General features: G+C 68.8%; 8 protein-coding genes. 5 read left to right on the forward strand and 3 right to left on the reverse strand.

The genetic code is table 11. From position 1 onward, the window contains the following. Positions 1 to 28: 28 nt before the first annotated feature. Positions 29 to 2,137 (forward strand): DNA gyrase/topoisomerase IV subunit B, encoded by a 2,109-nt coding sequence (locus tag AC1DES_RS13000; RefSeq protein WP_476896115.1) that lies wholly within the window; start codon positions 29 to 31, stop codon positions 2,135 to 2,137. A gap of 107 nt (positions 2,138 to 2,244) precedes the next feature. On the opposite strand, the gene AC1DES_RS13005 is transcribed toward AC1DES_RS13000, so the two are convergent. Beyond that, a complete protein-coding gene (locus AC1DES_RS13005) occupies positions 2,245 to 3,234 on the reverse strand; it encodes a M56 family metallopeptidase (RefSeq protein ID WP_476896116.1) in 990 nt (329 codons plus the stop codon). Positions 3,235 to 3,240: 6 nt separating this feature from the next. Continuing rightward, positions 3,241 to 3,627, reverse strand: coding sequence for a BlaI/MecI/CopY family transcriptional regulator (locus AC1DES_RS13010; protein ID WP_476896117.1), 387 nt, complete (start codon positions 3,625 to 3,627; stop codon positions 3,241 to 3,243). 318 nt (positions 3,628 to 3,945) lie between these two features. Here AC1DES_RS13010 and AC1DES_RS13015 point away from each other — a divergent pair, with 318 nt between their 5' ends. The 3 genes from AC1DES_RS13015 to cydD are packed head-to-tail and all read left to right on the forward strand — an operon-like array spanning position 3,946 to position 10,247. Further along, entirely contained in the window at positions 3,946 to 5,538 is a 1,593-nt protein-coding gene (locus AC1DES_RS13015) for a cytochrome ubiquinol oxidase subunit I (RefSeq protein ID WP_476896118.1), read from the forward strand. Positions 5,539 to 5,573: 35 nt separating this feature from the next. Further along, positions 5,574 to 6,623, forward strand: a complete 1,050-nt coding sequence (gene cydB, locus AC1DES_RS13020; RefSeq protein WP_476896119.1) for a cytochrome d ubiquinol oxidase subunit II — start codon at positions 5,574 to 5,576, stop codon at positions 6,621 to 6,623. Positions 6,624 to 6,629: 6 nt separating this feature from the next. Next, positions 6,630 to 10,247, forward strand: a complete 3,618-nt coding sequence (cydD, locus tag AC1DES_RS13025) for a thiol reductant ABC exporter subunit CydD (protein ID WP_476896120.1) — start codon at positions 6,630 to 6,632, stop codon at positions 10,245 to 10,247. A gap of 75 nt (positions 10,248 to 10,322) precedes the next feature. Here cydD and AC1DES_RS13030 read toward each other — a convergent pair whose 3' ends face one another. Beyond that, positions 10,323 to 10,841, reverse strand: a complete 519-nt coding sequence (locus AC1DES_RS13030) for a DinB family protein (protein ID WP_476896121.1) — start codon at positions 10,839 to 10,841, stop codon at positions 10,323 to 10,325. Positions 10,842 to 11,372: 531 nt separating this feature from the next. Here AC1DES_RS13030 and AC1DES_RS13035 point away from each other — a divergent pair. After that, on the forward strand, positions 11,373 to 12,274 hold a 902-nt coding region (locus tag AC1DES_RS13035), incomplete at its 3' end, for a DUF222 domain-containing protein (RefSeq protein ID WP_476896122.1).

A 12,274-nucleotide genomic window follows, 5' to 3' on the forward strand; every position in this document is an offset into this window, starting at 1 on the left:
GTCCCGTTGCAAAAGGAGTTCACGACCAGTGGCACCCAGTTCTGATTACACCGCCCGGCACCTCTCCGTGCTGGAGGGCCTCGAGGCCGTCCGCAAGCGCCCGGGCATGTACATCGGCTCCACGGACTCCCGCGGCCTCATGCACTGCCTCTGGGAAATCATCGACAACTCCGTCGATGAGGCCCTCGCAGGCTTCGGCCACGACATCAAAATCATCCTGCACGCGGACAATTCGGTGGAAATCCACGACGACGGCCGCGGCGTCCCGGTGGACATCGAACCCAAGACGGGCCTTTCCGGCGTCGAGGTGGTCTTCACGAAACTGCACGCCGGCGGCAAGTTCGGCGGCGGTTCCTATACCGCGTCCGGCGGCCTGCACGGCGTCGGCGCGTCGGTTGTGAACGCCCTGTCCTCCCGGCTGGACGTCGAAGTCGACCGCGGCGGCAAGACCTACAAGATGTCCTTCCGCCGGGGCGAGCCCGGCCGCTTCAAGGACCCGGGCACCAAGCCGGACCCGGCAGCAGTCTTCGAGCCGTTCGTGGACGGTTCAGTACTGGACATCGTGGGCAAGGCCAAACGCGGCGTCACCGGAACGCGCATCCGCTACTGGGCGGACCGGCAGATTTTCACGCCGGACGCCAAGTTCTCTTATGACGAGCTCGCCGCGCGTGCCCGCCAGACGTCCTTCCTGGTCCCCGGGCTGAAGCTGACGGTCCGGGACGAACGCAGGATTGCGGGCACGCCGGGGGAGTCGGGGCCGCACGAGGAAATCTTCCACCACGACGGCGGCATCTCCGAGTTCGTCGACTTCCTCGCCGCAGACCCCGCCGTGACGGACATCTGGCGCCTGCACGGGGCCGGGAAGTTCAAGGAGACGGTGCCCGTCATCGACGAAAAGGGCCACAGCCAGCTCGCGGAGGTCGAGCGGGACTGCGAGGTCGACGTCGCGCTCCGCTGGGGGATCGGTTACGACAGCACGGTGCGCACTTTCGTCAATATCATCTCCACGCCCAAGGGCGGAACCCACCAGTCCGGTTTCGAGCAGGCGCTGCTCAAGACCTTCCGAAAAGCCGTCGAGACCAATGCCCGCAAGCTCAAGGCCGGCAACGACAAGATCGAAAAGGACGACATCTTCGCCGGGCTCACTGCGGTCCTGACAGTCCGCCTGGCCGAGCCGCAGTTCGAGGGGCAGACGAAGGAAATCCTCGGCACTTCCGCCGTCCGCGCCATCGTGGCCAAGGTAGTGGAGCAGGAGATCAACGCCAAGCTGACGTCCGCGAACCGCAACGACAAGGCCCAGTCCGCGCTGCTCCTGGAGAAGATCGTCAGCGAGATGAAGTCGCGCATCTCGGCCCGCGTCCACAAGGAAACGCAGCGCCGCAAGAACGCGCTCGAGACCTCGTCGATGCCCACCAAGCTCGCGGACTGCCGCACGGACGACGTCGGCCGTTCCGAACTCTTCATTGTGGAAGGCGACTCGGCCCTCGGCACGGCCAAGCTGGCGCGCTCCTCGGACTTCCAGGCGCTGCTGCCCATCCGTGGCAAGATCCTCAACGTCCAGAAGGCCTCGGTGGGGGACATGCTCTCCAACGCCGAATGTGCCGCCCTCATCCAGGTGGTGGGTGCCGGCTCGGGCCGGAGTTTTGATATTGGCGCCGCCCGCTACGGCAAGGTCATCCTCATGACGGACGCCGACGTCGACGGCGCCCACATCCGGACGCTGCTCCTGACGCTGTTCTTCCGCTACATGCGGCCCATGATCGATGAGGGCCGTGTTTTTGCCGCCGTCCCGCCGCTGCACCGCGTCGAGGTCGTCAACGCGGGCCAGAAGGCCAACGAGATGATCTACACCTATTCGGAGGCGGAGCTACACGTCCTGCTGGCCAGGCTGGCCAAGGAGGGCAAGCGGTACAAGGAGCCGATCCAGCGCTACAAGGGCCTTGGGGAGATGGACGCGGAGCAGTTGGCCGAGACCACGATGGACCCCCGGCACCGCACGCTGCGCAAAGTGGGGATCGAGAACGCGAAGCAGGCCGAGGACACCTTTGACCTGCTCATGGGCTCCGACGTGGCGCCGCGCAAGGACTTCATCATCGCCGGCGCCGCGAGCCTGGACCGGGAACGGATCGACGCCTGAGCGTCATCTAAACCGGGGCGCGTGTCAAGCCGGGCTCCAGGCCGGCCCTCACGCTGATTTGGGCGGGATGTGCGCTTGAACCGGGTGCCGTGATTGAGCGGACTGGTTCAGCCGAGCAGGCCCGGGACGAGCAGCAGCGCCGTCGGCAGCGCCAGCAGGAGCACGCAGGCCGCCAGGACCACGGTACGCAGTGCTTCCGGAAGCGGAGGCTGCGGCGAGAGCAGGCGGCTGACGCGCGACGCCGTCGTGCCTGCCGATCCGGACCCTCCCGTTGCGCCCGGCTGGCCGGTATCGCCGTCGGCCATCCCATTTTCGCTGAAGGCCAGCCGGCTGGCCGGCGTGCCCGTGGAGCCGCTCGCCACGATGGCGATCGCCTTGATGAGGGTGGCCCGGCTCTCGGTCTTCAGCGCGACGTCGTCGGCCAGCATCTCGATCAGGGAGTTGACCGCTTCCTGGGCCAGCCGCGTGGTAGGAAGCCAGGGAAGTGCCTGGCGCCAGGCGGCGAAAGCCCACAGCAGAAGGTGGTGCCGCTGGCTCAAGTGGGCGTTTTCGTGGATGAGCACGGCACGCAGTTCGGCGGGTTCCAGGGCCGCCATCAGCCCGTCCGACAAGACCGTCACGGACCGTGCCCCGCCCGGGAGGCAGTAGGCCACCGGGGAGTCCACGCTGATGACCATGGTCCCCGGGCCGTCATCGGACGGCGAGGCGAGGAGGGCCAGGAGTTCCCGGTGCCGCCGCCGCTGCCGCTGGATCTTGTAGTAGGTGAGCAGCAGGGTGAAGACGAGGTGGGCCGTCAGGAGTGCCGCGGCGGAAAGCGCAAAGATGTGCCAGAAGCCCAGGTCCGTCGTGGGCGCGTTGTTGAAGACCATTCCGGCCAGGGCCTTGAGACCTGCCAGCAGGTTGTCCCCGACCGGCTCCAGCCCGTAGACCAGCATGGCGCCGATCATGGACAGCCCGCCGGCGAGCGCGATTGCCTGCCAAAGAAGCATCGCCGTGAAGGGGGAGCGGGCCGGCCACTGGGCGCGCGAAAGAACGATGGGCACCGGCCAGGCCAGTACTACCGCCAGGACCGCCAGAAGATATGAGGTCCAGAACATCGGGCGCTAGCTGCGGCCCAGCAGTTTGCGCAGTGTCTCCGCTTCAGTGTCCGTGACCGAGCCAATGAACCGTGCCAGCACAGCTTCACGGTCCGGCGCGGAGCCCAGGACCTCATGCATGAGTTCCGCGGTGTGGTCTGCACGGCTGGAGACCGCCTGGTAGCGGTGCGGACGCGTGCCGCGTTCGCGCTCGACGAGGCCCTTCCGCTCAAGGCGGGAGAGTACGGTGAGCACCGTGGTGACGGCCAGGTCCTTGCCCTCGTGGCCGGCCGTGCCGTCCTGGGCTTGAGTGCTCTGCGCGAGCAGGTCACGCAGGGTGTTGGCCGTTGCAGCCTCTTGGCCTGCCCAGAGCAGATCCATCACTGCCCGTTCCAGTTCACCGAGACTTGCCATTCGATCGTCCTTCTTTGATGGCCGCTCCGGCGTGATGCGTCTGTGGCCGGGGCGGGGCGTGAATACTTCACTCTTAAATTTACCGTGTTTTGCGCATTCTTTCTACATGAGGTAGAACTGTGGCGCTTCGGCGTGTCGGGCGGCGTTGCGCGGCATCGCGCGGCGGTGTCGGCGTCGGGCGCGCGGCCCCATTGCGGGCTGTGACGGGCCGTGGGAGTCTGGGTTACTGGGAAGCGCCGATGTGTTCTACACTCTGTAGAAGTATCAGTTCTACGCTGTGTAGAACTTGCTCGAACCTAGCCAAAAGTAGGGACTGCCTTGGACGCCTTGGAAATCGCACGCTGGCAATTCGGAATCACCACCGTGTACCACTTCATGATGGTGCCCCTGACGATCGGCCTTGGCCTGGTCGTGGCCGTGATCCAGACGCTCTGGTACCGCACCGGCAAGGCTGAGTACCTGCGGATGACGAAGTTCTGGGGCAAGCTTTTCCTGATCAACTTCATCATGGGTGTCGCTACCGGCATTGTGCAGGAATTCCAGTTCGGCATGGCCTGGAGCGAATACAGCCGCTTCGTGGGCGACGTCTTCGGTGCCCCGCTGGCCATGGAGGCCCTCCTGGCGTTCTTCGTGGAGTCCACGTTCCTGGGCCTGTGGATCTTCGGCTGGAAGCAGCTCAAACGCGGCGTCCACCTGGCCTGCCTCTGGGTCACCGTGATCGGCTCCGCTTTCTCCGCCTATTTCATCATCGTTGCCAACAGCTGGATGCAGCACCCCGTGGGCGTCGAAATGGTCAACGGCCGGCCCCACATGACGGATGCCTGGGCCGTCTTCACAAACAACACGGCCCTTGTCGCCGTCCCCCACACCCTCTTCGGCGCACTGGCCGTTGCCGGCGGCTTCCTGCTTGGCATCGCCTGGTACCACCTGTGGCGCCGCCGGCACGACGGGATCGACACCGTCGGGCCCGACGGCAAGGTGATTCCCGGCGAGGCCGCCATCTCCGGTCGCGACCGCACCGATCACGCCGTGTGGATCCGTTCGCTGAGGATCGGTGCCGTCGTTGCAATGATCTCCTTCGCCGGAACCGCCGTCACCGGCGACCTGCAGGGCAAGCTGATGTTCGAACAGCAGCCCATGAAGATGGCTGCCGCCGAAGCCGCCTGCCACGACGGCACCGGATTCTCCGTCCTCAGCGTCGGCAACCTCGGATCGAAGAACTGCAACGACATCGTCGCCGTGATCGAGGTCCCCGGCATCCTGTCGTTCCTGGCCAAGGGCGATTTCACCACCGAGGTCAAAGGCGTCAACAGCCTGCTGGACGAGTACAAGGCAAAGTACGGCACCACCCTGCCGGACAACCCCATCTACGGTGCCCGCGCCGGCCAGGACATCCAGTACGTGCCCGTCATGGAGGTCACCTACTGGGGCTTCCGGATGATGATCGGGTTCGGCGGAGTCGCCGCGCTCGCTGCCCTCGTGGCGCTCTGGCTCACCCGCAAGGGGACGGTGCCGGCCTCCCGTGGCCTCATGCGCCTGGCCGTCTTCGGGATCCTGGCACCCTTCGGCGCCAACGCCGCGGGCTGGATCTTCACGGAGATGGGCCGCCAGCCCTTCGTCGTCGCCCCGAACCCTGATCCCAGCGGGATCGACCAGGTCTTCATGTTCACCGCCGCGGCCGTCTCCCCGGGAGTGTCCGCCGGGGAAATCCTGACCTCGCTCCTGGTCCTGACAGCCGTCTACGCGGTGCTTCTGGTGGTCGAGGTCAGGCTCCTGGTGACCTACATCCGTGGCGGGGTGGTCTCGGCCATGCCCGAACTCGCCCACGCCGCCGCCGACGAAAACGAAGACAAGACGCCGGGACCCGGCAAACCCGGAGCCGGGGACGACGTCCTGGCCTTCGCCTACTAAGCCACCGCAACCTGGAAGCGCAGAGGATTCTCAGCATGGAACTGCTACCCACCATCTGGTTCATTGCCATCGCGGTGCTGTGGACGGGCTATCTCTTTCTCGAGGGCTTTGACCTCGGCGTCGGCATGCTGATGAAGGGGTTCGCCAGGAACAACACCGAACGCCGCGTCCTGCTCAACACGATCGGGCCGGTCTGGGACGGCAACGAGGTCTGGCTCCTGACCGCCGGAGGCGCCACCTTCGCGGCCTTCCCGCTCTGGTACGCCTCCCTGTTCTCGGCACTGTACCTGCCGCTCCTGCTGGTCCTCGTCGCGCTCATCTTCAGGGCCGTGGCGTTCGAGTACCGCGGCAAGGTGGACACCCCGCAGTGGCGTGCGCGCTGGGACTGGGCCATCTCGGCAGGCTCGCTCGTGGCGGCCTTCGGCGTGGGCGCCGCACTGGCCCTGACCACCACCGGGCTCCCGCTGAACGCGAACGGTGACCGCGAGGGCGGCCCGTTCGCGTGGTTCAACGGCTACGCCGTGCTCGGCGGCCTCGCCGTCGTCGGGTTCTCGCTCCTGCACGGGCTGGCTTTCCTGGCACTGAAGACCGACGGCGACGTCCGCCACCGGGCGCGCCGGTGGTTCGTCCGGCTGCTGCCGGTGCTGCTCCTGCCGATTGCGGGCTGGGCCGTCAGTCTGCAGCTGCTCAGCGGCGAGGCCTGGACCGTGGCCGCCGTCGTGCTCGCCGTGCTGGCGGCCGCAGCGGCATGGAACTTCGCCCGCAACGGTGCCGAGGGAAGGGCGTTCCTGTCCCTGGGCGTCTTCCTTCTGCTTGGCAGCGCGTCAATCTTCGGCGCCGCGTTCCCGGTGGTGTTGCCGTCCACGCTGAACCCCGCGTTCGACCTGACGGTCTCCAACGCCTCCTCCTCGGACTACACGCTGGGCCTGATGAGCATTGTGGCTTGCATCGGGCTGCCACTGGTCCTGGCGTACCAGGCCTGGACGTATTGGGTGTTCCGGCGCCGCGTGAGTGCCGCGCATATTCCCCAGGCCCACAGCTTCCTGCCCGCGATCGCCGCCAAGACGCTCGCCCCCAAGGACTAGAACCTGATGAGACCGTTCCCGGCCGGCCCTGCAACGCGGTCCGCCCTTTATCTGCTGGGCCTGCTCGCCGCCTTGAAGGCACTCTCGCTGGTGCTCATGGGACAGGCGGTGGCGTCGATGCTCGCGGGGCTGATGGTGCACAATCCCGGCTGGGCTGAGCAGCTTGTCTGGGGGGCCGCGGGAGTGGCACTTCGCGCCGTCACCGTCTGGGCGCAGGCCGTCGCCTCCCGGCGCGCGGCGCTGGGAGTCAAAGAGGAGCTCCGCTCGCAGCTGCTGGAGCGGGCGCTGCGCAGCGGAACCCGCTCCGCAGGCCCCTCCGACGGCGGGCTCGCCGTCCTGGCCACGCGGGGGCTCGACGCGCTGGACAGCTACTACACGCAGTTCCTTCCGGCCCTGGTCAACTGCGCAGCCATCCCGCTGCTGCTCGGGGCCCGCATCCTGTTCGCGGACTGGATCAGCGCCGTGGTGATCGTACTGACCGTGCCCCTCGTGCCGCTGTTCATGATCCTGATCGGGCGGTACACGCAAGAACGGGTCAGGGAAGCCCAGTCCGCGCTGTCCCGGCTCTCCGGGCACATGCTGGAACTTGCCAAGGGACTCCCCGTCCTGGTGGGCCTGGGCCGCGCCACAACGCAGCGTCAGGCCCTGGAGGATATCTCGGAGGAGTACCGCTCCCGGACGATGGGAACCCTGCGCACCGCTTTCCTCTCGGCTCTGGCCCTGGAACTGATCGCCACGATTTCCGTGGCCGTGGTGGCCGTCTTCATCGGCGTCCGGCTGGTCAACGGGGACATGGCCCTCGAAGCGGGGCTGCTGGCGCTGATCCTGGCCCCCGACTGCTACCTTCCGCTTCGCGAGCTGGGCACCGCCCACCATGCCAGCGATGAAGGCCGCGCCGCGCTCGCCGAAACCGCGGCGGTCCTTGAGGGGCCGGAACCAGCTCCACTGCGACCGGCCGGAGGCTCCGGCCGTCCGTCCCGGCAGACCGGGACGGACGGGCCGCCCGAAATTGCCGTAGAAGGCCTGACCGTCCGCTACCGCGGCCGGATGGACCCTGCCGTAGGGCCGCTCAGCTTCACCGCGGCACCCGGCAGGATCACGGCCCTCGACGGAGCCAGCGGCGCCGGCAAGAGCACGGTGCTGGGCGTGCTGGCCGGGACCATCGGTGGAGGCGCCGGAACAGAGATCAGCGGTCGCCTTGAAGGATTCACGACAGCGGACACCGCCTGGGTGCCGCAGCATCCGGTCATGGTGGCGTCGACTGTGCTGGAGGAGGTCCGGCTGTACCTCGGTGCGCCGGCGTCTGCTGCGGCATCCGCGCCGGCATCCGGGCCGGCCGGCGCCGGCGCTGATGACGCCGCGGCCGCCAGCGACGCAGCGCGGCGTTGCCTGGCAGCCGTTGCAGCGGCCCATCTGGCGCACAAGCACCCGGCGGAACTGAGCCCGGGCGAGCTGCGCCGCGTGGCGCTGGCCCGCGGGCTGGCCCGGATCGAGGCAGGAGCCACCGTCCTGCTGCTCGATGAGCCCACGGCCCACCTGGACCGGGAGTGCGCCACCGTCGTCAGCCGGGCAATCGCCGGGCTGCGGGGCAGGGCAACCGTGCTGCTCGTCGCGCACGACCGGCAGACGAGGGAACTGGCCGACGTGCTCGTCGCGGTGGCTTCGCACGGTGACGGCCACCCTGGCATCGAATATCCGGGCCCCGTTCCGCTGCCGGCATCCGCCGGGGGAGACCCGGACGTGCGGGATGCGGCGATCCGGCCGCCGTCGACCGTCCATGCCGCGACCACGACCACGGACAAACGGAACGCTGGACTGGACAAGGCCCCGGCGCGGGCACTACCGGACGCCCGCACTGTTCCCGTCGGCTCTGCCGGAACGCAGCTGCGCCGGCTCCTGGCGCCGGTATCGGGCCGCTTTGCGGCCGCCGGCGCCGTGGGCACCCTGGCGGCCCTGTTCGCCGTCGCCCTCGCCGGCCTCTCCGGCTGGCTGATCATCCGCGCCAGCGAACAGCCGCCGATCCTGTATCTGCTCACCGCGATCGTCGGCGTGCGGTTTTTTGGCGTCGGCCGGGCGGCCTTGCGGTACGCCGAGCGGCTGCTGCTGCACGACGCCGTCTTCGCCGCCCTGACCCGGCTCCGGGGCCGGCTTTGGGAATCGCTGAGCCGGCGCGCCTTATCCTTGCGCCGGCTCCTGCAGGGCGGCAACGTCCTGGGCACCGTGGTGGACGACGTCGACACGCTCCGGGAGCTGCTGCCCCGCGTCGTACTGCCGCCCGTGACCGCAGTCGCGGTTGCCGCGGCCGCAGTGGCTGGGATCGGGATGCTGCTGCCGGACGCCCTCCCGGCGGTGGTTGCTGCCGCACTGGTGAGCCTGTTCGCGGCACCGGCGCTGGCCCTTGCCGCCGACCGCATGGCCGCCGGCACCGAACAGCGGCTCCGGTCCGGCGTGCTCCGTGACGTCGCCGCGGCCTTGGACGCCCGGGCAGAACTGCACGCGAACGGCGTGACTGCCCCCGTGCTTCAGGCGATCGGCCGGGCCGACCGGGCCGCGACCGCGGCATCCCAGCGCTCCGCATGGGCAGAAGGGCTCGGCCAGGGCCTCACGGTGCTGGCCTGCGGGGCCGCCGCCCTGGCCAGCGCCGTACTGGCCGCGCCGGCGGTGGCCAACGGCGCGGCGGTGCCGGCGACGGTCGCCGTCGTCGTCCTGTTGCAGCTTGCCCTCGTGGAACCCTATGCGGCCATCACGACGGCGGTCCGGCAGTACCCGGCGCTCCGCACGGTGCTGCGTCGGATCAGCGACGCCGGGGTGCTGGACCGGAGCCACGCAGGCGGCACGGAGGATGCATCCGGCCTCGTCGCCGTGGCCTCACGGCCCGGAGGCGCTCCGGGAATCGAACTTGAGGGGCTCGGTGCCGTGTGGCCGGGCGGCAATGCGGTCTTCTCCGGACTCACGGCGACGGCCGAGCCGGGACGCTGGCTCGCTGTGACGGGGGCGTCGGGATCCGGCAAATCCACCCTGCTGGCCGTCATCCTCGGCTTCCTTCCGGCCGAAAACGGCCGGCTCTTCCTGGACGGCCGCGCAGCGTGGTGCCCGCAGGAGGCGCACCTTTTCGACTCCACCATCCGCGGAAACCTGATGCTGGGGCTCCCGGAGAAGCCGCGCGAAGATGACCGCGCTGCCGGCGGGGTGCTGGACGGGCACCTTCAGGCGGCCCTCGCCGCGGTAGGCCTCGGACCGCTCCTGGCGCGGCTTGAGGACGGGCTGGACACGAGGATAGGCCCGGGCGGTGCATTTCTCAGCGGCGGAGAGCGCCAGCGACTGTCCGTCGCGCGCACCCTCATGACCGGGGCGGAGGTGATCCTGCTCGATGAACCCACGGCGCACCTGGACGCGGAGGCGGGCCGGACCATGCTGGCCGAACTGCGTGACGGTCTACGGGACCGGACTGTGGTCCTCGTGACGCACAACCCGGACGATATCGACGTCGCTGATGCCCGGCTGGATCTTGACTCCGCGGCTGCCGCGGCTGCCGCGGTTGCTGCGGCCGCCCCGGTTGCTGCGGCCGCCCCGGTTGCTGCGGGCGAAGGGTCCGCCCCGGCGGCGGTTCCGGCGCGGGGATAGCCCGGGCCTGGGCCTGTTGCCCACGGACCGACATGGCGCCGGTTACGGCCCTCTCGGCCTCCGCGAGGGGTTCTGTCAGCCGTCCACATCGTGGAGGTGATGGACGACGTCGTGCAGGAAGTACTGCGCAAAGGTCAGGACGGTGAACACCGAGCCGTTGCTGCGGGTTCCCTTGCGGCCCCAGTCGTCCTCCGGGACGCGGGCGAAGGACGCGGCAATCTGTTCGCCCGCGGCGGTCAGCTCGGCGCCGACCCCGGCCGGGTCGGCGTTGGCATAGTCCTCTTCGATCGCAGTCCGGTCCTGGTCCCAGTCATCGAACCGGGCGTCGTCCTCCGCCAGCATGAGAGACAGCCGGTGATCGAAGAGCGTGAAGACGTCCCGGACGTGGCAGCTGTACTCGAGGACCGACCACGTGGCGTCATCGGGCCGTTCCGCCGCATCCGGACGCCGGACGGCGGCACGCCATCGGGGGAGCATGCTCGTGATGATCCCCGGCGCGGTGGCCGGGGTCCCGACCGAGACATCGAAACCGCACTCTGGGCAGGGCCGTGACAGGACCCAGGTCCAGTCCTTGGTATCCGGGATGATAGGCATTCCAGCAGTGTAAGTGCATTCGGTCCACCGGGCATCCCTGCCCCGGCGGCATCCGGAGCGCGAGGGCGGACGGCGGGGAGCTGTACCGGGAGCGCAACATCGCCAGCACCCTCCATTCGCTGCCGAGGGCGTCGATAACGGCCCGCAAAAGTGCCTGCATCGAATGGGGCTGATCGTCCGGACTTGAGAGATCACGGATGGTCAACGCGTCATGGAGCTCGCCGGGACAGAGGTACGTGGGCATTGTTGGTCCTTATTTTCGGATGTGAGGGGGTTCCTCCCCCAACTCAAATCCGGCGCCAGGTCCAGGTGACTGGAGAAAAGCTCGATGGTCCGGCCCACGCGAAGTCCGGCCAAAACGTCACACCCCACTGGCAGACTGTGATTGTGGAAGCCGTCGGGGATTTCATTCCTTTCAAGGATGAGGGGCAGGGCACGGAGAGGTGCACCGGCTCCGCTCTCGCCTGCGGCACGAATCCCTGCTCGTTTCAGGGTACGGACCCGGGCTTTCAGCCTGGTGTGGACGGCGTTTTGGCCGCACTCCAAATGATCGGCGCGACGGCGGTGCAGGACGCGGCTTTGTTTGGTTTCCGGGCGGCATCGGAGTTCGCCGGCGGCGTGGAGGAACTGTCGCGGCATGTGGAGTATCTCCAGCTCGTGGCGGCCGCGGCGGTGGACCGGACCCGGAAGCAGGCTGCGGCGGACGCCGCGAAGTGTGCTGCCTCGTGGACGACGGGCTGGCGGGACGATTCCGGCGGGAGCGGGGCGACGTTGGCGGCTGTGGCCACCGCGGCTGGTGGGACACGGGCCGGGGATGGTGCTTCGCCCGTTACGGCGGCCGGAGTCTCTAGGGGCGGGGCGGTGTCCCGGTCGGGTGCGGCGGATCCGGTGGATGACGGGTGCCGGAACACCGTGGAGTTCCTGCGGGCACGGCTGCTGATCAGCGCGGCGGAGGCCCGGCGCCGGCTCTCCCTCTCCGGGAAGGTGCTGCCCCGGCAGGGATTTGCCGGGGAGACGCTGCCTGCCGTGCGCGGGGAACTCGGGGCCGCGGTCGCGGCCGGTGAGGTCGCGTCCCGGGCCGCCACGATCATCACCCTGGCGCTGGACCGGGTCCGGCACGCCTGCGACGGGGACGCCGCGGCCCGGATGGAGCACGCCCTGACGAGCACCGCGGCCGGGAACGACGCGGACTTCCTGGTCCGGGTCGCACGCCGCTGGGCGGACGCGATGGACCAGGACGGTGCCGAACCTTCCGAGGAGCTGTTGCGCCAGCTTCAGGGCGCTTTCATCCGCCGGAACCGCCACGGCCTGCACCGCCTGGAGATCTTCGCGACCCCCGACCAGTTCGAGCACCTCCTCACGGTCATGAACACCGCCACCAACCCCCGCACCGGCAACGCGCAGGCGCCGGGCACGGCGCCAGAGGGTGAATC

It is taken from the genome of Arthrobacter sp. 05T442, from assembly GCF_056395945.1.